Annotated in this window: 17 protein-coding genes; all 17 read right to left on the bottom strand. The window is 69.5% G+C overall.

Annotated features, from left to right (window positions below; genetic code table 11):
* Window positions 1-21: 21 nt before the first annotated feature.
* A complete protein-coding gene (tagH, locus tag BM004_RS16375) occupies window positions 22-1758 on the bottom strand; it encodes a type VI secretion system-associated FHA domain protein TagH (protein ID WP_093214893.1) in 1737 nt (578 codons plus the stop codon).
* Between the two features lie 89 nt (window positions 1759-1847).
* Entirely contained in the window at window positions 1848-2015 is a 168-nt protein-coding gene (locus BM004_RS41435; RefSeq protein WP_177206744.1) for a hypothetical protein, read from the bottom strand.
* 3 nt (window positions 2016-2018) lie between these two features.
* On the bottom strand, window positions 2019-3308 hold the full coding sequence (locus BM004_RS16370; RefSeq protein ID WP_093214891.1) for a TIGR02270 family protein: 1290 nt from the start codon (window positions 3306-3308) through the stop codon (window positions 2019-2021).
* Window positions 3309-3312: 4 nt separating this feature from the next.
* Entirely contained in the window at window positions 3313-4212 is a 900-nt protein-coding gene (locus tag BM004_RS16365; RefSeq protein ID WP_093214889.1) for a beta propeller repeat protein, read from the bottom strand.
* Between the two features lie 48 nt (window positions 4213-4260).
* Window positions 4261-5394, bottom strand: a complete 1134-nt coding sequence (locus tag BM004_RS16360) for a PAAR-like domain-containing protein (RefSeq protein WP_093214886.1) — start codon at window positions 5392-5394, stop codon at window positions 4261-4263.
* Window positions 5391-6425, bottom strand: a complete 1035-nt coding sequence (locus BM004_RS16355) for a hypothetical protein (RefSeq protein ID WP_256219922.1) — start codon at window positions 6423-6425, stop codon at window positions 5391-5393. The genes BM004_RS16360 and BM004_RS16355 overlap by 4 nt, the downstream gene beginning before the upstream one ends.
* On the bottom strand, window positions 6422-7543 hold the full coding sequence (locus BM004_RS16350; protein ID WP_093214885.1) for a DUF2169 family type VI secretion system accessory protein: 1122 nt from the start codon (window positions 7541-7543) through the stop codon (window positions 6422-6424). The genes BM004_RS16355 and BM004_RS16350 overlap by 4 nt, the downstream gene beginning before the upstream one ends.
* A 53-nt stretch (window positions 7544-7596) precedes the next feature.
* A complete protein-coding gene (locus tag BM004_RS16345; RefSeq protein ID WP_256219921.1) occupies window positions 7597-8100 on the bottom strand; it encodes a DUF6484 domain-containing protein in 504 nt (167 codons plus the stop codon).
* 21 nt (window positions 8101-8121) lie between these two features.
* The gene (locus BM004_RS16340; RefSeq protein ID WP_093214878.1) at window positions 8122-10500 is read right to left on the bottom strand and encodes a type VI secretion system Vgr family protein; all 2379 of its coding nucleotides are present in this window, start codon (window positions 10498-10500) and stop codon (window positions 8122-8124) included.
* A 71-nt stretch (window positions 10501-10571) separates the two neighbouring features.
* Window positions 10572-10967: a DUF4150 domain-containing protein gene (locus tag BM004_RS16335; protein ID WP_093126969.1), complete on the bottom strand. Its 396-nt coding sequence runs from the start codon at window positions 10965-10967 to the stop codon at window positions 10572-10574.
* A 22-nt stretch (window positions 10968-10989) separates the two neighbouring features.
* Complete coding sequence (locus tag BM004_RS16330) at window positions 10990-11640, bottom strand: DUF3540 domain-containing protein (protein WP_093214876.1); 651 nt, start codon at window positions 11638-11640, stop codon at window positions 10990-10992.
* Window positions 11641-11687: 47 nt separating this feature from the next.
* On the bottom strand, window positions 11688-12749 hold the full coding sequence (locus BM004_RS16325; RefSeq protein ID WP_256219920.1) for a pentapeptide repeat-containing protein: 1062 nt from the start codon (window positions 12747-12749) through the stop codon (window positions 11688-11690).
* A gap of 23 nt (window positions 12750-12772) precedes the next feature.
* A complete protein-coding gene (locus tag BM004_RS16320) occupies window positions 12773-15364 on the bottom strand; it encodes a DUF2169 family type VI secretion system accessory protein (RefSeq protein ID WP_093214872.1) in 2592 nt (863 codons plus the stop codon).
* Between the two features lie 24 nt (window positions 15365-15388).
* The gene (locus BM004_RS16315) at window positions 15389-18454 is read right to left on the bottom strand and encodes a type VI secretion system Vgr family protein (RefSeq protein ID WP_256219919.1); all 3066 of its coding nucleotides are present in this window, start codon (window positions 18452-18454) and stop codon (window positions 15389-15391) included.
* A gap of 82 nt (window positions 18455-18536) precedes the next feature.
* Window positions 18537-21224 carry a type VI secretion system ATPase TssH gene (tssH, locus tag BM004_RS16310; protein WP_093214870.1) on the bottom strand — a complete coding sequence of 896 codons (2688 nt, stop codon included), beginning with the start codon at window positions 21222-21224 and terminating at the stop codon, window positions 18537-18539.
* Window positions 21225-21263: 39 nt separating this feature from the next.
* Window positions 21264-22298 carry a type VI secretion system baseplate subunit TssG gene (gene tssG / locus BM004_RS16305; protein ID WP_256219918.1) on the bottom strand — a complete coding sequence of 345 codons (1035 nt, stop codon included), beginning with the start codon at window positions 22296-22298 and terminating at the stop codon, window positions 21264-21266.
* Entirely contained in the window at window positions 22295-24187 is a 1893-nt protein-coding gene (gene tssF, locus BM004_RS16300) for a type VI secretion system baseplate subunit TssF (protein ID WP_093214867.1), read from the bottom strand. The genes tssG and tssF overlap by 4 nt, the downstream gene beginning before the upstream one ends.
* Window positions 24188-24285: the final 98 nt, after the last annotated feature.

The raw sequence follows: 24285 nt of genomic DNA, 5'->3' as shown, positions 1-24285 counted from the left end.
GTTCGGTGCGCCCGGGCCGTCTCAGGCGTCGGACTTCAGGCGCGCCATCTGCTCTTCGTAGGCCTGGAGAAAGGCCTTGCCGAAGAGGCTGTGGAAGTCGTCCTCCGCCTCGCTGGCGATGCCGCCGTACAGCGACACGAACTGGTCCCACAGCTTGGCCTTGCGGTTGGCGCTGAAGAGCGAGTCGAGCGCCGTCTTCGCGCTGATCTTCTTCTCCAGCTCCGCGGGCTCGAAGCGCGCGATGACATGGGCCAGCGCCGCGCGCATGCCCACCATCACGCCGAACTGGTGCGCGCGCAGGTCGTTGAAGGCGTCGCGCATCGCGGCCTCGGGCGGCATGAAGCCGCGCACGCCGGGGCCCAGCAGGTGCGCGAGCGCCACCTCCACGGTGGGCGAGAACTTCAGCGGGTTGTTGGCCTGCGCGGCGATCATCGTGACCTCGGCGCGCACCTCGCGCTTGAACTCCTGGCGCGTGAGCAGCAGCTGCAGCGTGCCTTCGGTGGCGCTGCGCAGCATCGCGCCGATGCGCTCCATCAGGCCGGGCGTGAGCATCTCGGGCGGCTGGTGCGTGCTGGCGAGGCCGCGCAGGAAGGCTGCGAGCAGCTCGTCGTCGGTGGCGGTGCGCTCGACGGGGGCGGCGCGCTGTACAGGCGCCGGCGGTGGCGCGTGGACCGGGGGGGCCGGGGGGGCCGGAGGGGGCGGCGGGGGCAGCGGCTCGAGGGCGCGGCCGGAATTCTCGGGCCCGCTGATGCGGATCGGCTGGCCCGTCATGTCGTCGAAGTTCGGCAGCGGGGCAGCGGCCACGGGTGCGGGTGCGGGCGCCGGAGCGGGAGCAGCCGCGGGCACAGGTGCCGGTGGCGTCACGGCCTTCGGCGGCATGAAGCCGAACTGGTCGATCGGCAGGTGGTCGGAGCGCGGCGTCGGCGTGGCGGGCGCCGCGCGTTGCAGCGCGGCCAGCGGGTCGGCGTCGGAGGCCGTGTTGGGCTGCAGCAGCGGATCGGCCAGCGGCGACAGCGCGAGCGGGTCGCCGCCGATGCCGCCACCTGCGCTGCTGCCCATGCCGCCGAAAAGCTCGTCGATGCCCGCCCCCTTGCCGTGCGCGGGCGCGCCCAGGTCGGAAAAGTCGTCGAGCGCGCCGAGCCCCGTCGCGGGCGCGGATGACGGCGCGGGGCCGCGCAGGTCAGCGAACGGATCGATCTTCGCGGCTTGCGCGTTGCGCGAGCCGCTTTCCATCGGGTCGGGGAACAGCAGCGAATCGCGTTGCGCGGAGGAGGCAGTGGGAGCCGGGGCGGGGGCGGAAACCGGCGCGGCCGGCGGTGCGAGGCCCGCGAGCAGGTCGGCGAAGGGGTCGTCGCTCGGCGGCGCTGCCGCGGCCGCCCCGGTGGACATGCCCAGCACCGTGTTCGGAATGACCGGCGGCGAGGTCGACGCAGCCGCGGCGCCCGCGGCCTTGGCGCTCACCGTGAGCTCGAAGCTGCCGATGACCAGCCGCGCGCCGTCGCTCAACGCGGCCTCCTTGCCCGAGCCCAGCGACACGCCGTTGCACTGCATCGGGTTGCTGCCGCGGTCGATGACGAAGTACTGCCCGTCGCGGCACAGCACCTGCGCGTGCACGCGCGACACCGTGCGGTCGGGGTCGTCGAGCACGAGCGTGTTGGTGTCGGCCCGCCCGATGGTGCCGCCCTGGGGCCCGAAGTCCGCGGCGATGGACTGCCCCGCCGGAGCGCCCTGCCGGGTGATGACAGCGATATGGATCATGAATCGGCCCCCGAAGGCTCTGTGCCTGAATGCGCCTGAACAGGCTCGCAAGGAGTATTCATTCCGTGGTGCATGTTGGCAATCTCGCCTTAAGAGGTATGCCATTGCAGCCAGGCGGCGACAGTGGCGAAGATGAGGGCGATGAGGAGCCAGGTGCGGGTGGCGGGGTCGGTGCGGCGGGCGTTGCGCATCCAGCGCATCGCCGCGGCAAGCAGGAAGACCACCGCCAAGGTCGCGAGGATGATGCGCGCCTGCACCGCTCATGCCTCCATCGCCGACAGCAGCCGCAGCTGTCGCCACACGGGCGCCGCCACGTTGAACAGCGGCGTGCCCGGTGCCGTCAGCGCCAGGTGATCGGCCGCCGCGATGCGTTGTCGCTGTGCGGCCGACTTCAGCACCGCGACGCAATGGCCCGGCGAAACAGCGCCGCCGGCAAAGCAGCACCCCGCGGGAAGGCGAGCGCCGTGGGCCTGCCACCAGTCGCCGATCCCTGCGCCATCGGGCCAGGGAAGACCGTCGTCTTCGTCCATGGCGACGTCGTCGTCCTGCGGATCGTCGCGAGGGTCCGGCGCAGCGCCCCGCGCCGGGCCCTGCGGCGGCTTCAGTTCGAGATCCGCCGCGGCAAGGTCCAGACCGGTGATCGTGCTGAAGGCTTCGCCCGCCAAACGGGCCAGCGCCGGATCGTCCATGCGGTCGACCAACCACGGCACATGGCGCACATCGCCAGCGGCGCCGATCCCGCGAACCAGCAGACGCGCCGAACCCGTGTCCTGTGCCAGCGAACGCAGAAGCGCATCGGCCTCCTCGCGTTGCAGCACCTTCAGCACCAGCACCGCGGCGCAAGCCCGCCAGGGGCCGATCGCTTGCGCCATGGCCGTCAGTGCCTGCACCGATGCCTGTCGCTCGCCCAGCAACAGCGCCGAGCGGGCCGACACAAAGCGCAGGCACGCATCGGGGTGCGACAGGCCATGCAGGCATTCGGACAACAGGTCGCGACGGCCGAGCTTGCCGGCGGCCACCACGGCCTGCGCCGCTTCCGCGGGCCGCTCGTCGCGCGCGGCAGCGGTCATGGCTGCGCTCAAGGCATCCCCTGGGTCCGCATGGTGCATGGCACAGGCGGCCAGGCCGACGTCGCGGCGAAAGGCATTCGGCGAATCGAGCAGCGCGCGGGTGATGCCGCGCAGGGACGTGGCCGGCACCCAGCCGAACGCGGACACCAGCCCCGGCCGCAGTTCAGGCACGGCCTGCGTGAGCGACATGAGCCGTTCGAGCAGTGCGGGATCCCGGCTTTCGATGGCTGCGACGGCGCAGGCGAACACCGTGCCGCGGTTCGGCGCGGCCAGCGCTTGCAGGCTCATGCGGCGCCCCAGGTCGCCGGCCACCGCCAGTCCGTCGAGGCTCGCGGCCAGCCGGTCGTCCAGGCGGCGCAAGCGGTCCAGCCCGACGTGCGGCGCGCGCACAAGCACCGAGCGCACCGAGCGCAAGAGGTCGGCATTGTCTAGGTGCTGCTGCACCACGACCGGCACGGAGGTCTCGGCGACGGAGGGCATGGGTTCAGACGATGCGTGTCCAGGTCTTGCCGTCGAATTCCATGATGTCGCTCTCCCCGTTGGACCACATCACGCCTTCTTTCGTGCTCAGCTGGTAGGTGCTCTTCGGCGTGTGCTTGCCATAGGCAACCGGCTTCAGGTGGTCTCCCTGGAGCGAGAAGAGCCCGTCGAGCGTGGAAACGAAGAGCTGCCCCGCGAACCATTCGAGGTCCCAGATGTTTTCGTCGGTGTCGCCGTGCTCGATCGACTCCCACTGGCCAGGCCGTCCGCGCAGCAGGATGCCGTCATGCCCCGCGACGTACACGGTGCCATCGGCGGCGCACACCACCGACGTGAGATTGCGGTTCGTGGGCAGGTCCTGGCGGCGCCACACCTTGCCGTCGAAGTGCCACGCGTCGCCCCGGAACCCGACCGCGTGGAGATCCGACAGACCGGTCCCATGGATGGCCTGTCCGTCGAAGTCGTGCGGCAGTCCCTCGTCGATGCGGGTCCAGCGGTCGAGCGCGTCGAGCCTGTAGACCATGCCCCGGATGCCGATGGCATGCGCGACGCCGCCAATCTCCCGCACCGAGCGCAGCCCGCGGGCACGCTTCTCCCTTGCGGCGGGCGTGTAGCTGTCGAACAGGTCCTGCGTCACCCGGTCGTTCTCGGTGTCGGCGGTGTAGTAGCCCGCTTCCGAGATATCGACCGAGCCTTCCTCGGGCAGGTCGATCAGGCAGGCACTGTGGGCGTCGTAGTTGCAGTCGCCGCGATCGATGCTGCCGTCGTCCCACACGAACACGCAGGCGTGCGGTTCGCCGCGACGCTCCAGCGCGGGATCGCAGGCATAGATGATTCCGTAGCGCGGTGACAGGACCACCGCGGTGCGGATGATCAAGTCCTTGAAGGGGCCCTTCTTGCTCATCTTCGACTCCTGTTGGGTATCTGCTCCGACCTCGTTGCCTGCCGGTGCTCAGCGGCGCTTGCGCGGCGCCTTGGGCCGCATGCTGCGCGGCTTGCTGACCTCTCCGGCCGTGGTGGGACGGATCTGGTCGGACTCCTCGATGCCCATGGCCTGATGGCCGGCGCGCACCTGCGACTGCGTGCACGCCTTGTCGCATCCGGTCACCGTCTCCACGGCCTCGGCGCCGACGTCCTCGGCCTCGCCGACGCTCCAACGCGGTTCGCCGACGATCGACTTTCCGGTGCGCGACACGTTCTTCGCATCCAGCGACTTGTGATTGACGGTGAGATTGTTCGTCTCGGTGTGGATCTCGCCGTGCTCGCCGGTCGAGTGGCTGTTTCCCTTGGCGCACACGCAGGCCGCGCCGTTGTAGCTGTACTTCTTTCCGGCGCCGAGCCTGATGCGCTTGCCCGAGGAATTGTTGAACTGCGAATCGGGCACGACGTGATGGGGCGTCGGCTTCTTGCCGCGGCTGTTCGGGCAACAGTTGTTGGGGCTCTTCTTGGTCATGACGCAGGCCATCGCGTCGCGGCACTTGTCGTTTTTCTTGCTGCACATGCTCTTCATCGCTGCCTTGCGGCTGCGCGCGGGCATCGTCTTGCCGCCCTTTCCGTCCGGCTTCAGAAAAGGGCCGGCCGCGGACGAGCAGTTCGTCTTCAGCTTCTTCGCGACGTCGGCGCACGGATGGTCGCTGCCGACGGCGAAGGCGGCTTCGTCGATGTAGGGCCAGGTGGGCGAGTTGCCTGGGAACGACGCATGGTTGTGGGTGGTGATATCGAGGTTGCGCACCACGTTCTCGCCTTCCACCTTCACGTCCATCGACCATGCGTTGAAGTACACCTTGCCCATGTTCTGGCTGGTCACCACGCCCTTCTTGGGCGCGCAGCCTGCCTCGTCCCCGCTGCTTCGCTTGAAGTAGCTCTTGTTCTTGAGCATCACCTCCTGCCCGGAGATCTGCACGCTCGTCGAACCGCTGGTCGTGTCCGCGGCCATGCCGGTGTTGGGATACGGGATCGGAACGCCCGGCGGTGTCGCGGGCGTCTGCGGCGGCGTGAAGCACACGTCCGGAAACGCGCAGATCGCCTTGCCCGCGGCCTGCTTGCAGGACACCTCCATGTTGTTGGCATAGACCTGGTTGCTCATTCGAACCCTCTGTGCCGCAGGCACAACGCCGCCCGCTGCCCGGCATCGTTGGCCATGTGCGCGAGGATGTTGGGGCCGTGGGCGTAGTGCTTATCGCAGGCCGCGCGCGCCGCGCACACCATGGCCACGCCCGACGCGGCGCCCACCTCGCCGGTGCATTCGGCCGGATGCCAGAGGTCGAACGCCTCCTTGCGCACGCGCAGCGTGCGCGACATCGCCAGCGCCGCCTCCTTGAAGTAGTACTGCTCCCCGGCAATGTCGGCGATGCGCCAGTCCATGTGATGCATGTCGCAACCGGCCTCGGCCAGCGCCGCCTTCACGGCCTGCGAAAGACCGTCTGCGCGCAACGGCTCGCCGCTGTCGACGAAGGCGCTTTCGCGGCCGAAGCCGATGCCCGTGCACAGCAGCTCGCCCGCGTGCCCGCCGGGCCGGCCCACAAGCAGGGCGCCGGCCGCTTCGCCAGGCATGAATCCATCGGAGTTCTGCGGCGTCAGCAACCGGTCGTGTCGCTCGTAGTGGCTGAGCGTGGGCCACGACAACAGACTGTCGGTGGCGGCAACCAGCACATGCGGAATGCCCGGCGCGGCCATCATCGCGCGCGCCTGCAGCAGTGCCACGGCAACCCCGACCCGGCCCTGTGCCACGACCAGGGACTGCGGCGAGAAATCGACCCCGAGTTCGTCCTGGATGCGCACGAAAAGCTCGTCGTCCAGCCCTGCCGTTCGCCCGGGGCGTTCGGCCTCCGCCACGCAAAGAATCAACGGCAGGTCGTGCCACCGGGCCCGCGGAAGTTCAGCCAGCGCTTCGCCGATGGCCATGGCGGCCATCTTCGCGAGCCGGACGATCCCCCGCCATGGCTGCTCCAGCGGAACCTGGTGGGCCATGATCCACTCGCCTCTCGAGTCGACGAAGCGCGTCTCGAACGGGTTGGTCAACCGAGCGCGAAAGGCCGCGCAACTCGCGGGAGCATCGAGACCCACCGGCGTCACGAGCCCGGTGCTTTGCACGGCGACGGACGACATCGCGCTCATGCCGGTGCGGCCTCGTCGGGCGCCATCGGAACCATGACGACCGGTATCGGAAAGGCCATCTGTTCCCGCTGCTGCCACCACGCGGGCCCTTTCTTTCCGACCAGCACCTGGGCGATCTCCAGGAGGCTGCTGCGCAGCGGCCTTGTGACCCGCCACGACAGCGTGAAGCGTCGGGCATCGGGTTCGATCACCACCGTGTCGAGCACGGCCGTGAAGTCCTCGCGCGGCCCCTTCCTGGGAAACACATGCACGGGCGCCACCAGGTGGGGGATGGTGAAACGCGCCAGGCCTTCGGGCGTCAAGTTGCCGAGCGTCACGTCAACCGGCCCCTGCTGGAAAGCCTCCAGCGGCATCTGCTGGTCCGCCGGTGCCGCCTGGTAGTACCGCGCATCGAAGTCAGGCGGCAGGAAGGGAAAGTGCTTCTCCAGCCATTCCTCGTCGTAGGTGCCGGCAAAGCAGGCGCGCGACGACCAGCCTCGCCCCACGGGCCCGAACGCCATCGGCCGGTAGGGACCCGCGGGATCGACGACGACGCGCCCCACTTCTTCGGTGCGCGGCAACGGGGCCCCGTCGACCCACGCGGCGCGGACATGCCGATGAAAGCCGCGGCCGATCGGGTTGGGCATGAACGCCGCATGCTCCGACGGGTCTTCATGCCGCAGGTCGACGCCACCGAATGCCACGTCGTACGACAGCGGCTGGTGCACGAACGGCTCCGGCAGCGACGCCGTGGCTTGCAGTGGCCCGCACACCCAATGTCTCGGCCCGACGACCGAAAGGGTCTTGCTCCAGCCCCCCACGCGCAGGCCGGCCTCGATGCGCGTCACGGGGCGGCCGTGCGGCGAATAGGCACTGCCCAGAAGGAGGATGTCGCAGCGTTGCTTGTGCGGCGCAAAGTCGGCCTCGTGCACAGGCGCGGAAAGGCCGGGCTCGCCGGTGAAGGTGTCCGCCATCGCGAGCGGAAGCTGCCGCTCGTGCAACTCGAAATGTCCCAGGGGCGCGTCGGGCGGTGGAAGAAGGAAGGTTCCCTTGATCACGACCACAAGCGATTCCCGCCCGCTGGGCTCCAGGCCCATGTTGAAGCCGGCGACCATGCGGGTCGCATTGATCAGTTCCATGAGCGCCCCCCGGGTCCCATTTTTCTCATTGCGTCCCTCTCATTGCATCTCGTTCAGTTCAGCTGAACCGAACCGCCCGCGACGCGGTTCACGCCAGTCGATCGGCTCGACACATAGCTGCCCTGGATCAGCACCTTTCCGGCGCGCGTGAGCGTGATGCTGGCGTTGCCGCAGCGCAGGACCAGTTCGTCCTTGGCGCTCACCAGCATGCGCTGGCCATCCGCATCGATCTGCACTTGCGCAGGTGCATCCGGCAACGGCCAGCCCTGCGCGCCGCGCAGGACGCCCATGACGATGGGGCGCTGCGGGTCGGCGTCCTCGAACATCAGCACCACCCGCTGGCCGATGTGCGCAGCGTGCAGCTCGACCACGCTGCGCACACGCACAGCAGCTTCACCGGCCCCAGCCCCGAACATGACGAGCGGCGTGCAGCCGTCGTCCGTGATGGCGATCAGTTCCGCGGTCGTCACGGACCCGCGAGGATCACGAGGTCCGACGGAGGCTGGTTCTTCCCCGCCGGTGTCGCGCCGCGTTGGGATGAGCTTGCTGCCACTCATGGTCTTTCTCCTTGCATGCTGTCAGTTCTGCAGAATCTTCGAACCCTTCATCACGATGTCGCTGCTCGCCTTCGCGTTGATCTTTCCGGAGGCGTCGATCGTGATGTCTTTTCCCTTGATGACGATGGTCCCGTCCTTCTTCATCGTGATGCTCGCGCTGCCCGTGGTGATGGAGATGGAGTCGCCCGCCGTGATGACGAGGTTCTTGCCCACCGACAGCGAATCGTCCTTGCCCACGCTGCTCGTGCGCCCCTCGCTCACGCTGCGCGTCTCGTTCTTGCCCACGTTCGTCGACAGGTTCGCCCCCACGTCCACCGACCGGTTCGCACCGATGCTGCTCGACTGGTTCGCCCCCACGCTGATCGTCTGGCTCGCCCCCACCGTCACCGCCTGCATCGCCCCCACCGTGATCTCCTGCGCCGCGCCCACGGTGATGGTCTCGTTCACGCCCACCGTGTGGGTGCGCTGCAGCGCCACCGTCGCGGTCTCGCTCGCGCCCACGGTGATCGTGCGGTTCTGGCCGATGGAGATGGTCTCGTTCTGGTCCACCGTCTCCGTGCGGTTCTGGTGGATGGTGATGGTCTCGTTCTTGTCCACAGTTTCCGTGCGCTGCCCGTGCACGGTGATGGTCTCGTTGTTGTCCACGGTCTCGGTGCGGTCGTGCTTGACGTGCACGGTCTCGTCGTGGTCGACGGTCTTGGTGCGGTCGTGGCCGACCCAGTGCGTCTCGTCGTTCTCGACCTCGATGTCCTGGTTCTTCTCGGCGTGCAGGTACACCTGCTCCGAGCCCTTCTTGTCCTCGAAGCGGAACTCGTTGCAGTTGGCCGCGCTGCCCTTGGGCGTGGAGCGCGTGCGAAAGCCGCTCTGGGTGTGGGTGCCGAAGGGTATGGGCTGGTCGTCGTTGTAGACACGGCCCACGATCAGCGGCCGGTCGGGGTCGCCGTTCAGGAAGTCGACGATCACCTCCTGGCCGATGCGCGGGCAGAAGTAGCCGCCCCAGCCCTTGCCGGCCCACGGCTGGGACACGCGCACCCAGCAGGTCGATTTCTCGTCGCTCTTGTCGTAGCGGTCCCAGTGAAAGTGCACCTTCACGCGGCCGAAGTCGTCGGCATGGATCTCCTCGCCCGCCGGCCCGACGACGATGGCCGACTGCGGCCCCGGCATGACCACGCGCGGCGTGAGGCGCGGCGGACGAAACGGCATGTCGACCGGGAACACGGTGAGCAGGAACGCCGTGGCGCCCACTCCGCCAGCTTGCAGCGCCGGCGTGCGCGCGAGCACGGCCTCGAACGCGCCGAGCGTGTCGGCCAGCACGGCGTCGTCTTCCAGCGCCTCGCGCAGCAGCTCGTTGACCGGCACGCGCGTTTCCTCGGCGTCGGCACCTTCGTAGCCCGGATGGCTGGCCACGAAGGTGCAGGCCGCAATGACGTAGTCGCTGTCGCGCGTGCCGTCGGGGTCGTTCTCCAGCTTGAAGCTGCGCCCCGCCGCCACGTCCGGCCACGGCGTGAGCGCCCAGTGGCGCTGGCGGCGTGCGCCGATTTCCTCGCCGCGCAGCTTGCCCTTGTCGTCGGCGTCGCCGCCGCTGAAGTAGCCGCCCGCGAACTCGAAGGCCTCGAACTCGGCCAGCTCGTGCTTGTCGGGCGTGCCGCCGGAGGCCTCCAGCTTCTTCTTGATGGCCTTGAAGTCGCTGTCGGTGGAGGCGTACTTGCCGGTGTCGAACTGGCGCTCGCTGACCCAGCGCGACACCTCGTTGAAACGCGCCTCGGCCGCGTCGCCCGGCACGTAGCGCAGCGTGTCGGCCACGGGCAGCTTGTCGTGCGCCATGTCGCTGGCGTCCGACAGGTGCATGGTGCCGGGCGCGTCGTGCGCATCGAACCAGTAGTAGATGCCCTCGTCTTCCAGCAACCGCGATAGGAACCGGTAGTCGCTCTCCTGGTACTGCACGCAGTAGCGGCGCGGCTTGTGGGTGCCGATGACGTTGTCGGCCTTGGTCTTCTTGAAGCGCTTGATGGGGCTGTCCTCGAACACCGCGTCGAGCACCTCGAGCACCTTCTTCTCCTGCAGGATGCGCGAGTTGCTGCGCTTGGTGAGCAGCCAGAACCACGAGCGCAGCGTGAAACGGTATTCGAAGTAGCGGCCCACGTGGCCTGCGCGCACGAAGCGCACCGCGTGGCCCTGGCAGTGCCGCTCATGCTTGCCGCCGTCGGCGTCCTCGAAGCCGATGACCACGTCGAAGGCCCGCCCCAGGATGTCCTTGGCGTCGATGGCCTTGTTCTCCGACAGCACGGTGAGCTCGTAGGTGGACGCGCGCGCCAGTGCCTCGTGCCCCACGATGCGCCAGAACATCAGCTCGTCCTTGGCGGGCGAATCGCTCTCGATGCGGAACTCCTGCTCGGCCATGTGTGGCTTCTCCCTTTCTCTGTGCACGCGGCGCCCGCTCGCGGCGGCGCCCAGGTTCGGTACAAGCGCCGCTATGGCGCCAGCAACAGCACCAGGGGCTGGCTCGGCACGATGCGCACGCCGGGACAGTTGGTGCTGTTCTGCAGCGACACGCTGGTCAGGCGCGACGCGGGCATGCCCATCCACAACACGGTGAAGGCGCCCATGAGGTGACGGCTCGGCCCCATCACGGTGCCCGAGGCCACGCCCATCATCACGCCGGCGTTGTCGCCGTTGGTCATCGGGATGGTCGTGGCGAGGTTGTGGACCGGCCCGCCCATGATCAGGATCGTGGGGCAGTTCGGAATCGCCATCGGGCCCATGGCGATGTTGGGGTACGGCACCGGTATCGGCGACGGCGCGGCGGGCGTGATGCAGACATCGGGAAAGCCCATGTCGGTGCCCATCAGCTGGCAGTTGGCGAACATGTTCGGCGGCTCCGGTGTCGCTTCAGCCGAAGTGGATCTGCGCGCCGCGCGCCTTGACGAGCTCGCGGCCGTTCACCAGCGTGTGCTCGCCTTCCAGGCGCAGCAGCTGCTTCGCCTCGCATTCGAGGTGCGTGGCGGCCACCCGGTCGATGCCGTCGGTGGTGCGCAGGTAGTGGCGGCTGAAGTGCTGCACGCGCTCCATCACCGTCGACAGCACCGAGCCCACCACCTTGATGGTGGTGCCGATCAGGTGCAGCTCGCGCCCCACCACGTCGGCGGTGTCGGTGGCCACGCGGGTCTTCTGCGTGGCGACGTCGAGTTCGTCGGCACGCAGGCCGACGCGCGCGGCCTGCAGTTCGAGCGCGCCGCCGTCCACCGCGATGCGCAGGTTGCCGGGGCAGCTGACGACGTTGGCGGTGTTCTCCTCGCGCTGCAGCACGGCCATGATCCAGACCTCGGCGGGTGCGATGCGCAGGCAGGCCACGCTGTCGCCGGCCGCGGGTTCGAGCAGGCAGCTCGCGGCGCGTTGCGCGCGCAGCCGCAGCCCGCCGCTCGCCACGACCTGCCCGCCCAGCGCATCGGTGCCGAGGATGCCCACGCACCACTCGCCGGTGATGGGCTTCGCGGGCTGGCGCCGGCGGGTGGCTGATCTGGGTGTGGCTTCGTTGGTCATGGCGTGGTCCTCTCTGTGTTCGTGCGTGGTTTCGTGCGCGCGTGGGTTCAGGCAACCAGCGGCTGCCAGCGCTCCGACTCGGCCAGGTCGGCGTCGGACTCGAGCGCGCGTGCGCGGTCGGTCATCTGCGCGTTGGCGGTGTTCGCGCCGTGCAGCACGGTGCGCATCAGGGTGGCGCGGCGCAGGTCGGCCGTGTCGAGGTCGGCATGGCGAAAGTCGGCATAGGTCAGCTCGGCGCCGGTGAAGTTCGCGCCGCGCAGCCTGGCACCCGCGAAGTGCGTCTGGTAAAGGTCGCAGGCCGAGAAGTCGGCCTTGGGCAGCACCGCGCCCGTGAACAGCGCCTGGCGCATGCGCGCGCCCGAGAAGTCGACGCCCTGGCCGGTGGCGTCGCAGAAGATGGCCGAGGGCGCCACCGCCTTCGCGAAGCGCGCGCCGTCGAGCTTCGCGCCCTGGAAGTTGCACTGCGGCAGCGCGACGCCGCTGAAGTCGGCGCCGCTCAGGTCGGCACCCGCGAACTGGCAGCCGTCGAGCGCCAGGCCCGCGAACGACATGCCCTTGAGCGAGGTCTTGCAGAACGCGCTGCGCTGCATGCGCGCGCCGGCCCAGCTCAGGTGCGACAGGTCGCATTCGTTCACGGTGACATAGCGCCAGAACGTGCCGTCGGCGCACACGTCGAGCAGCACCGACTGGGTGATCACGGCCGAGTCGAGCTGGGCGTTGCGCAGGTTCGCATGGTCGAGCCGGCACTTGTTGACGGTGGCCATGGTCAGCGCGGCGCTCTCGAGCTGGGCGTGCATCAGGTCGCACTCGGTGAAGACGGCGCCGTGCAGGTTGGCCTGGCGCAGGTCGGCGTGGTCGAGCTGGCAGCGGTTGAACACGGCCTTGCGCAGGTTGGCGCCCGAGGCGATCGCGCCGCGCAGGTCGCATTGGTCGAACACGGTCTCGCGCAGGTCGGCGTTGCGCAGGTCGGCTTCGGCCAGGCGCACCTGCGAGAACACGCCGCCGCCGAGCGCCACGCCGGTGTACCGGCCCTTGCCGAGGTCGAGCCGGTGCAGGGTCTCGCCCATCTGCACGGCAAGGGTCAGCAGCGCGGGTGTCATCGGGGTCATCGGGGTCATCGGGGTCGTTGGCTTCACGGCGCGGCCTGCTGTTCGGGCGTGAGGCGGGGCCAGGTGCGCGCGCGCTTGAGCAGCGCCCCGTCGAACAGGGTGTCGCCGTCCAGCCGCACGCGGCCGAGGTCGGCGCCGAAGAGGTTGCTGCGGCGCAGGTCGGCACCGCGCAGGTCGGCCTTCTGCAGCACGGCGTCGCTGAAGTTCACGCCGGACAGCAGCGCGCCGGCGCAACGGCTCATGCGCATCAAGGCGCCCTTGGCGCTCGCGAGCCGCAGGTCCGCGCCTTCGAGCCGCACCTCGCCGAGGTTGGCGCCGTCGAGCGTCGCGCGGACCATCTTCGCGCAGCGCAGGTCGCTGGCGCCGAAGTTGAAGCGGCGCAGGTCGGCGCCGCTCAGGTCGGCATTGGCCATGTGCGTGTTCTGCACCGCCACGGCGCCGGCGCAGCGCGCCATCTTCAGGTCGGCGCCGTCGAGGTTGGCGGTGATGAAGGTCGCGCTCTCGAGCGTTGCGCCGTGCAGGTCGACGCCCGACAGGTCGCATTCCAGGAACGTGGCGCCCGACAGGTCGGCCTCGGGCAGGCGCATGCCCCGCAGGTCGCGCTTGTGGAAGACCAGGCCCGCCAGCTTCGCGCCCTGCCAGTCGGCACGGCCCCAGGTGGTCTCCAGCAGGTTGGCGCCGGTGAACACGGCGCGGCGCATCTGGGTGCCGGCGAAGGCACAGCCCATGAGCGTGGCCCCCGAGAGGTCGGCGTCGTCGAACACGGCGCCGGCCAGCGCCGCCTTGCCGAGGTTGGCCTTGCAGAACTTCGCGCCGATGGCGATCGCGCCGTCGAGCCGGGCATGCGCCAGCACCGCGCTGCAGAGGTTGGCGCCCGAGAGGTTGGCATTGCGCAGGTCGGCGCCCTCGAGCCAGGCGCCTTCGAAATTCACCTCGCGCAGGTCGAGGCCCGAGAGGTCGGCGCCCGTGAAGTCGATGCCCGCGAACAGGCGGATGCCGGCCGGCACGGCGCGCGCCATCTCGCTGCGCAGCTTCGCGGCCTCGGCGGCCGGCATCGGGTCGACGCGCGGCTGCATGTGCGCCGTGTCGAGGTAGCCCTGGCGGTGCGTGTCTTCCAGCTGGTAGAGCTTGGGCAGCAGCGGGGCCAGGTCGATCGGGCGGGTGCCCATGGCCACCAGCGCGCGCATCTCGGCCAGGTGCTTGTCGGCGCGGTAGACGGGCGGGCCGCGGTGCTGCAGCTTCGCGATGTCCATTTTTCCGGGCGGCAGCGCAAGGGCTTTCTCGAGCACGGTCACGGCGTCTTCGACGGCCGCCCACTGCTGCGCCTGCGCCAGCTTCATCTGCTTTTCGAGGTACGGCGGCAGCGCGTCGCCGGTGGGCACTTTCTCTTGCGGCGGCATGCCGATGCCCAGCGCGTCGGGGTCCAGGCCCGCCTGCTCGGCCTTGCCGCGGGCGATCGCGACGTCGGCCTTCGCCCGGCGGCGCTGGCCCTCGGCCTGCAGGTTGTCGCTGCCGAAGGGCGCCTTCGCGGCCTCGACGTCCGGGTCGGCGGTGGAGACGCCTTCGGGCAGCAGGTCGCTGTCGACCAGCGCATAGATCGAGCCCATCTTCGGGTCGGCGCGCCTGGCGGCCGCATCGAGGTAGTACGGGTCGCTGCGCGCCTCGCCGAGGCGCTCGACGGCGCCCATGAGGCTCAGCACGTCGCAGCCGTCGTCGGTGCCGACCTCCGCCAGCCCCTGGAAGATCGCGATGCAGCGCTCGGCATGCGGAAAGAACCACACGGTGGTCAGGCGCAGCGGCACTTCGCGGATCTTGGGCTCGGCATCGGGCATGCGGTAACCGGCGAACACGCGCACCCGCATGCCGGGCAGGCGGCCTTCGACCAACGGCTTGCCGGGGTGCATGTTCTCGAAGGCGAACGCTTCGTCGCCGGCGAGCGCGCCGCCCATCCACTGGTCGGGCTGCGCGAGGTTGAAGTGGCGCCAGTCGGTGTCGGGCGCGAAGCCGGGCGCGTGCTGCCTGAGGTAGTCGGCGTCGTAGGTGCCGCGGTACTGCGCGCGCTGCGGATGCATCAGGTCGAGCGCGCCGAAGCCGGCGGGCACGATGGCCTGGTCGGGCCGCAGCAGCCGGTCGGCCGGCAGCTCGACGTTGGGCAGCCAGGTCACGCCGGCCTTCGCCTCGCGGCCGCGGCCCTGGGGGTTGCCGGCAAAGTCGGCGCCGCCATAGGCAGCGGACCAGCCGAGCGGCATGGCTTCGAAGGGCTGCGGCGCGCTCGGCCGGTCGCCGTCCCAGTAGCGGTCGCCGAACACCAGCAGTGTCTTTTCGCGGTCGCCCAAGCGTGCGCGCACCGCGCAGGCCGACGGCCGCTCCTTCGTTGGAAACGCCTTGCCGTGCACGAGGAATTCGGGCGTGAGCTTGGCCACGCCTTCGTCGATCAGCGGCTGCGCCATCTCCTGCGACAGAAAGCCCCACATCGACTGCTCGGCCCACAGGCAGCCGCGCTCACCCTGCGCGAACGGCAGGTGCAGGTACGCGCTGACGTTGAGTCCGAAGCGCTTGCGGAACTCGACGGGCCGGGTGGACAGGCCGAGCGCCTGGGGTTTGATGACTTGCATGGCGGGATCGCGATGTCGTGACCGTCAAATGCCGCCGCCAGAACCACCGCCAGCGCCGCCAGCGCCGCTCGAGCCTCCGCCCGAACTGCCGCCGCTACCGCCGCTACCGCCACTGCCACCGCCATCTCCGCCCGCGCCACCGGCGCCGCCACCCCCACTTCCTCCACTTCCGCCCCCGCTTCCACCGCTGGAACCACCGGACCCGGCCGGCGCGCCGCCCGAATCCCCGCCGGCCCCTCCCGCGCCGCCGCCATCGGCCGGTGGCTGCCAGGCCTGCGTCGGCTCGATCTCGCCCTTCTTCGGCGGCGGCGCGGCGGCCGAGTCGTCCGCGTTGCGCGACTGGTCCTTGGCCAGCGCATCGCTTCCCTGCGACTCGCCGCCGGAGAACACCTCGAGGAACACCTCCAGCCCGGTGCCGAGCACGGGCACCGCGCCCATGATTCCCTGGTTCTTGCGCATGCGGGCGATGAGCGCCAGGCTCGACAACCGCCCTTCCAGGCCGGGCAGCCCGGCCGCCTTGGCCTCGGCGGCCGCGATCGTCAGCTGCTCCTCGGCCCCCGCGTACTGGTCCAGCGTGGCATTGATGTCCACGAAGGCACTGCCCGCGCCGGCGACCGCGCCCAGCGCCGCGCCCGCGGAGGCCGCGCCCGCTCCGCCGCCTCCGGCACCGGGGATGAAGGTCTTCAGCGCGTGCGCTTCCACCGCCTGGGGCGAGGCCTCGTACTCCAGCCCGGCCACGCCGACCAGCTTGACGGCCAGCGTGTTCTCGATCTGCACGCCGACAAAGTTCGACATGCTCAGCGCAAGCGCGCTGTCCACGGACATGCCCATGAAGGTCGACCGGCTGATGCCCAGATTGGCCTCGCTGTTGATGCCGATGTAGCCGCTCGAGTTCGGGCCGAGCACCGTGGTGTTGGAGCCGATGGAGGTCGCGTCGATGTTGCCCACCGCCATCATCTGGATGCCGGTGTTGCTCATCAGCTTGATCTTGTTGGCCATCAGGTGCAGCGGGCCGGTGGGCACGGTGATGTACTTCGAGCTCGCGCCCGTCACCATCCAGTCGATGTGCGCGGCCTCGAAGCTCATCTTGGCGGCCTTGTAGGTCAGGCTGCCGCTCACGGTGATGGTCTGGTTGCCGGTCACGCTGCGGGTTTCGCCGGCGCGCGAGATGTCGCTGCGCGCGCCCACCACCTCGTGCGTGCTGGTGCCCTTCACCTTCAGCGAATCGTTGCTGTCGACGAAGCTGTCGCGGTTGCCCACCACCTGGTTGTTCTGCTTGCCCTTGACGGTGTTCTTCTGGTCGACCACCACCATGTTGGTGTCGTTGCGCGTCACCGTGCTCTTGCGGTCGCGGTCCACGTGGTTGGCCTGGTCGCGCTTGACGGTGACGCTCTGGTCGCGGTCCACCGTGGTGCCGTCGTCGCGCTCCACGCTGCGGCTCATGTCGAGCTCGGCGTGGATGTTGATGTTCTCCTCGCCCTTCTTGTCCTCGAACATGATCTCGTTGTAGTTCGCGGGACCGCCGCCGGGCGTGGAGCGGGTCTTGAAGCCGCTCTGCGTGGGCGACTTGTAGGGAATGGGCTGCTCGTCGTTGTACACGCGCCCCACGATGATCGGGCGGTCGGGGTCGCCGTTCAGGAAGTCGACGATCACCTCCTGCCCGATGCGCGGAATGAAGTACCCGCCCCAGCCCTTGCCGCCCCACGGCTGCGACACGCGCACCCAGCAGGTCGACTTCTCGTTGCTCTCGTCGTAGCGGTCCCAGTGAAAGTGCACCTTCACGCGGCCCAGGTCGTCCACGTGCAGCTCGTCGCCCTTGGGGCCGACCACGATGGCGGTCTGCGGGCCCGGCATGGTCACGCGCGGCGTGAGGCGCGGCGCGCGGAACAGGCGCTCAGCCGGCATCACGGTGAGCAGGAAGACGCTGCTGCCGGCCTGCGCGGCGGCCAGCGCGGGCGTGGCGGCCATGAGCTCCTCGAGCACCGGCAGCGTGTCGGCGTTCACCGCGTCGTCGCGCAGCACGTCGGCCAGCGCCTGCTGCACGGGCCGCGCCGCGGCGCCGGCGCTCACGCCTTCGTAGCCGCGGTGGCTGGCGATGAAGGTGCAGGCCGCGATCACGTAGTCGCCGTTGCGCGTGCCGGCGGGGTCGCCCTCGAACTTGAAGCTGCGCCCGGCCGTCACGTCGGGCCACGGGGTCACGGCCCAGTGGCGGTCGCGGCGTGCGCCGAGTTCCTCGCCGCGCAGCTTGGCGCGGGTCTCGCCGTCGTCGCCGGTGAAATAGCCGCCGGGGAACTCGAACATCTCGAGGTTGGCCAGCTCGTGGTCGTCCGACGCGTCCATGTCCGCGCCCAGCTTCTTCTTGATGGCCTTGAAGTCGCTGTCGCGCGACGCGTGCCTGCCGGTGTCGAACTGCCGCCCGCTCACCCAGCGCGAGACCTCGTTGAAGCGCGGCTCCGACGCATTGGCGGCCATGTGGCGCAGCGTGTCGGCGGCGGGCAGCTTGTCGTGCGCCATGTCGCTGGCGTCCGACAGGTGCATGGTGCCGGGCGCGTCGTGCGCGTCGAACCAGTAATAGATGCCCTCGTCCTCCAGCAGCCGCGACAGGAAGCCGTAGTCGCTTTCCTGGTGCTGCACGCAGTAGCGGCGCGGGTTGTGCGTGCCGATGACGTTGTCGGCCTTGGTCTTCTTGAAGCGCTTGATCGGGCTGTCCTCGAACACCGCGTCGAGCACCTCGAGCACCTTCTTCTCCTGCAGGATGCGCGAGTTGGCGCGCTTGGTGAGCAGCCAGAACCACGAGCGCAGCGTGATGCGGTATTCGTGGTGGCGGCCCATGTGCCCTGCGCGCACGAAACGCACCGCATGGCCCTGGCAGTGCCGCTCGTGCTTGCCGCCGTCGGCGTCCTGGAACTCGATGACCACGTCGAACGCATGACCGAGGATGTCCTTGGCGTCGAGCGCCTTGTTCTTCGACAGCACCGTGAGCTCGTAGGCCGACGCACGCGCCAGCGCCTCGTGCCCCACGATGCGCCAGAACATCAGGTCGTCCTTGGCGGGGGAATCGCTCTCGATGCGGAACTCGTGGTCGGCCATCTTTTCTTCTTCTCAGTTCGTCAGGCGTTCGGGGTGTTGTGGGGTTTGTGGTTCGACGCGAAAGCAAGGGCTCGCGCCCGTGTCAGTCGAACGCGTAGGTGAAGTCCGCGTCCTTCACGTCCAGCGCCACGCGGCGGATTTCTCCGCCCGACGCCAGGCGCTGCAGGTACTCGACGGAGATCGTCGGCAGCACGGTGTTGGTCAGGATCGCGTCGATCACGCGGCCGCCCGATTCCGGGTCCTGGCAGCGCGCCACCACCTGGTCGACCACCGCGTCGCTGTACTCGAAGGGCACGCCGTGGTTGGTCTCCACGCGCTTCTTGATGCGGCCCAGCTGCAGCCGCACGATCTTCTTCATCATGTCCGGCGACAGCGGGTAGTAGGGAATGGTCACGATGCGGCCCAGCAGCGCCGGCGGGAACACCTTCATGAGCGGCGCCTTCAGCGCGTCGGCCAGCGCGTTGGAGTCGGGCAGCAGCTCAGGGTCGCGGCACATGCTCATCACCAGCTCGCTGCCGGCGTTGGTGGTCAGCAGGATGATGGTGTTCTTGAAGTCGATCATGCGGCCCTCGCCGTCTTCCATCCAGCCCTTGTCGAACACCTGGAAGAAGATCTCGTGCACGTCGGGGTGCGCCTTCTCGACCTCGTCGAGCAGCACCACGCTGTAGGGCCGGCGGCGCACCGCCTCGGTCAGGATGCCGCCCTCGCCGTAGCCCACGTAGCCCGGCGGCGCGCCCTTGAGCGTGGAGACGGTGTGTGCCTCCTGGAACTCGCTCATGTTGATGGTGATGATGTTCTGCTCGCCGCCGTACAGCGCCTCGGCCAGTGCCAGCGCGGTCTCGGTCTTGCCCACGCCCGAGGTACCGCACAGCATGAACACGCCGATGGGCTTTTGCGGGTTGTCCAGCCGCGCACGCGAGGTCTGGATGCGCCGCGCGATCATCTCCAGCCCGTGCTTCTGGCCGATCACGCGCTGGTTGAGCGTGTCGGCGAGCTTGAGCACCGCCTCGACCTCGTTCTTCACCATGCGCCCGACCGGAATGCCCGTCCAGTCGGCCACGACCGAGGCCACGGCCTGCTCGTCGACCGACGGCAGGATCAGCGGCGACTCGCCCTGCACCGCGTGGATCCTGGCCTGCAGTTCGTGCAGCTCCGCGAGCAGGGCCGCGCGGTCGGGCGAAGCCTCGGTGGCGGGCGGCGCCTCCTTGTCGACCGGCTGGCTGCCCTTGCGCAGTTGCGCGCGCAGTTCGAGCAGGCGATCGACCAGGCCCTTCTCTTCCTTCCAGCGCGCGTTGAGCGCCTCGAGCTGCACGTTCGACTCGGCCAGCAGCACCGCCACCTGCGCCGCGCGCTTGGTCACGTCGATGCCGATGGCTTCCTCGCGCCCGATGATTTCCTGCTCGACCGTGAGCCCCTCGATGCGGCGCATGCAGTCTTCCACTTCGGGCGGCGTGGCGTGCTGCGACACGGCCACGCGCGCGCAGGCCGTGTCGAGCAGGCTCACGGCCTTGTCGGGCAACTGGCGCGCGGGAATGTAGCGGTGGCTCAGCTTCACGGCCGCTTCGATCGCCTCGTCGAGCAGTTGCACGCGGTGGTGCTTCTCCAGCACGCTGGCCACGCCGCGCAGCATCAGGATGGCCTTGGTCTCGTCGGGCTCGGGCACCTGCACCACCTGGAAGCGGCGGGTGAGCGCCGGGTCTTTCTCGATGTACTTCTTGTACTCGGCCCAGGTGGTGGCGCCGATGGTGCGCAGGTTGCCGCGTGCCAGCGCCGGCTTCAGCAGGTTGGCCGCATCGCCGGTGCCGGCCGCGCCGCCCGCGCCCACCAGCGTGTGGATCTCGTCGATGAACAAAATGATGGGCGTGGGCGAGCTCTGCACCTCGTCGATCACCTGGCGCAGGCGCTGCTCGAACTCGCCCTTCATGCTGGCGCCGGCCTGCAGCAGGCCGATGTCGAGCGTGAGCAGCTTCACGTCCTTCAGCTGCGGCGGCACGTCGCCACGCGCCAGGCGCTGCGCAAAGCCCTCCACCACCGCCGTCTTGCCGACGCCGGCCTCGCCGGTCAGCAGCGGGTTGTTCTGGCGGCGGCGCATGAGGATGTCGACGATCTGGCGGATTTCCTCGTCCCGCCCGGTCACCGGGTCCATCTCTCCCTTCTTGGCCTTCTCCGTGAGGTCGACAGCAAATTTCTTCAGCGCGTCGCCCTTGCCCATGGCGGCCGGCGCCATCGCGCCCGTGTCTTCGCCGGGCGCGCCGCTGCCCATGCCGGTGCCGTCCTGCGCGCGCATCTGCGCTTCGGGCGAGGCGTCGCAGATCCTGGCGAAGTTGTCGGCCAGGTCCTCGACCTTGACCTTCTCGAACTGCTTCGACAGACCGAACAGCGGGTTGCGCAGGCTCTGCGTCTTCAGCATGCCCACCAGCAGGTAGCCGGTGCGCACCTGCGCCTCGCCGAACTGCAGCGTGGCGTAGGTCCACGCGCGCTCGATGGCGTTCTCGATGTGCGGCGAGAAGTCGCTGATGGCGGTGGCGCCGCGCGGCAGGCGGTCGAGCGCGGCGGTCATGTCCTTGGCGATCACCGACATGTCCAGCCCGTAGTGCTGGATCACGCGGTGCAGGTCGGAGTCCTGCGCCTGCAGCAGCTGGGCGAACCAGTGCTCCAGTTCCACGTACGGATTGCCCCGCATCTTGCAGAACACCGTGGCGCCTTCGATGGCCTTGTAGGCCAGCGCGTTGAGTTTTCCGAAAAGGGCGGTGCGGCTGATTTCACTCATGGAGGACTCCGTATCTCTTCTGAACGAATGAAGATGGGTTTATTGAAAGACGCTCTGGCTGCCGATGCGCACGTCGGCCGCATCGTTGGCGCGCGCGCGCTCGCCGAGCCACGAGACCCAGCCCAGGCGCGGACCGTTGCCCTTGGCATTGCCCAGCCGGGTGAGCGGCACCTGCTTTTTCTCGAGCACGAGTTCGGCGTCCCACTCGAGCTCGTCGCCGAGCAGCTGCTGCATCCAGCGCTGCAGCACGGGGCGGGCGTTGCCCACCTCGGCGATCGGCAGGAACATGCGGTACTGCGCGAGCGTGAGCGGCCCCAGGTGCAGCCGCACGCGGTGCTGGCGGTCCCATGCGCGCGTGCCGAGCATCGCGCCCATGCCCATCGAGCGCGAGCTCTCGCCCTGCCCCAGCCGCGTGAGTTCTTCCACCGGCAGGCGCATCCAGTGGCCGACCCAGCGCTCCAGCCGCACGGGCACGCCGAAGTAGCTGCACAGCACGCGCTCCACGCTCTCCACGTTGTGCACGCGGCGCGCGAGCCAGCCCGAGAAGTGCAGGCGCGCGTCGTCATGGATCTCGTCGCGCCCCGTGCGCCCCGGCGTTCCGATGCCCACCAGCGCGCCCACCTGCAGGCGAAAGCGGTCTTCGCCCGGACGGTCGAGCGCCACGGCCGGCCGCGCCTGCGCCCACGCGCGGTAGAAGTGCAGCGAGAAGCGGTGCGCGAAGCTGTCGAGGAACGCAAGCCAGGTCGGGTCGCCGTGGTTCAGGCTGCGCTCGCGGATGAAGTCGCTCAGGTGCACCGGCAGCGGACCGTTGGGGCCGATGTAGCCGAAGAACTGCTGGCGCAGGCGCGGCGGCGAATGCGCGGTGGCGGGCTCGAAGCGGCTGAAGCTCGCGGGCGCGAACGAGAGCGAAGGCTCCTGCCCCACGCGCACCGGCTCGGCGCCCGGCAGCAAGGCGCGGCCCCAGCGCGGCGTGGTCGCAGCGACCGACTCCAGCCGGCGCATCACCGCGAAGTAGTCGAACGCCCACGGCTGCGCGGACCACTCGCGCAGCGCCGCGTCGACCCGCGTGCTCACAGAATCTGGCGCGTCCCGCACAGCGGCCTCCAGCGCATTGTCTCGCCCTTGCCCGCCACGCGCAGCACGGTCTCGACGAAATGGTTCACCTCCACATGGCGCGAAAGAAAGCGCGCGAGCACCGCGCCGAACAGGAACGCGCTGTGGCCGTGAAAGGCGTCCCTGTCGACTTCGAGCGTCACCTCGAGCCCGCGGCCGAAGGCGATCGGGCCCTTCAGCGGCAGGCGCCGCGCCACGGGCTTGCTCTTCACCGAGAGCAGGCCGCGCACCTGGCCCTGGCGCATCTCGTCGGCATGCACGGCGTAGAGCATCAGCGTTTCGCGCAAGGCGGCGGCGCCCTGCTCGGGCGTGCTGTCGGACAGCGAGAGGTAGTTGAGCGCCAGGTGGTCGACCACGCGCCAGCCGAGCCCCTGGCTCACCACCGGCGACACCGGCCGCGAGGGCCCGCGCACCATGCGCACGCGCTGCACGGGGAAGGAATCGACGCAGTCGAAATCGTTCTCGCGGCCCAGCGGCATCAACAGCGGCAGGTCGCGGTTGGTGCACAGCGCCGTCACCGCCAGCTGCCGCAGCGTGGCCGCGTACGGCGCCTGCTGCGGATCGACGATCTGCATGTAGACCTCGGAGCCGATGTGGCTGCTGCGGTTGCCCTCGGTGCGCTGGCGCACCGACAGCATGCGCGGCTCGCGCGTGGTCGTGAAGTAGGCCGGGTGGCTGGTGCGGCTGCCGTGAAAGGCCGAGTAGAACGGGCGGAACGGCTGCTCGGCCGCCGCCGCGTCGGCGCCCGGCACGCCGTGGCCGATGACCTCGGTGACGGTGTGCACCTCGAAGTCCTGCGGGCGCGTGCGGTCGGGCACCAGGTGGAACTGGCTCACGCCCTCGGTCATGGGCACGCGGTCGAGCCGTTTGGTGAACAGGTTGACGGCCGGCACGCAGTGCAGCTGCACGTTGTCGGCGCTCACGAGCTTCTCCAGCGCCGCGTCGCCGCGGGAGAACAGCAGCACGATCTCCACGTCGCTCACCGGCATGGCCGCGAGCAGCGCCTTGAGTCCGCCGATGCGCACGAACTGGAAACGCTGCGGGAACGCGAAGTACTCCTGCAGCAGGCGAAAGCCCGAGAAGCCGGTGGCCGTGACGGGCAGCAGCGCCTCCTCGTCCTCGAAGCCGACCGCACCGATGGCGCTGGCCGGCAGGCCCTGTGCAGTGCCTTGCAAGGCACCGCTGGGCGCGAGCGGCCGCACCAGCACGCCGATGGGCTGGCCCAGCGCGCATTCATGCAGTTGCCATGCGACGTCTTCGGCCCCGCCGAAGTGCAGCACGAGATCGTCGAGCGCGATCTGGCTGAAGTTCAGGCCGGCCGTGGCGCGCAACGCGATGCGCAGGCCGCCGCGGATGGCGCGCGACTGCGGGTGCGTGTTCAGCGGCAGGTCGGGGGCGTAGGTGAAGTACTGCGCGCGCTGCACCTCGACGGGCCAGACGCGCAATGCACTGGCCGTGCGGAACTCGCAGTGCGTGTTCTGCCCCACCGCCTGCCGTGCGCGCAGGCCGCTGCCGCGCGGCAGCGTGGGGCCCGCCGCGAGGTTGGCGTCGTCGGGGTCGGGCACGAAGGACACCACCACCATCGCCGGCGTGGGCGCAAGGAAGTGCGGATAGACGATGTCCAGCAGGTGGCCCGTGAAGCGGGGGTACTCGGCGTCGAGCTTGAGGCCCACGCGCGCCGACAGGAAGGCCGTGGCCTCGATGAGCCGTTCCACGTACGGGTCGGCCACTTCCTGGCCTTCGATGCCCAGGCGGTGTGCGATCTTCGGGAACGCGCGCGCGAACTCGGCGGAGCTTTCGCGGAAGTAGCGCAGTTCCTGTTCATACAGGCTCAGCAGCCGAGGGTCCATGGCATTACTCCGGAAAGGCGGCCGCCGCCGGGCCGCCCCAAGGCGAGCCGCGCCTCCCCCTCGGGGGGTGGCGAATTGCACGAAGCGCAGCGAAGTGA

Origin of the sequence: Variovorax sp. OK212 (assembly GCF_900112425.1) — a bacterium.
Classification (GTDB): Bacteria; Pseudomonadota; Gammaproteobacteria; order Burkholderiales; family Burkholderiaceae_C; genus Variovorax.
Note: the sequence above shows the minus strand (reverse complement) of the source record. Positions and strands in the feature narration are given on the sequence as shown.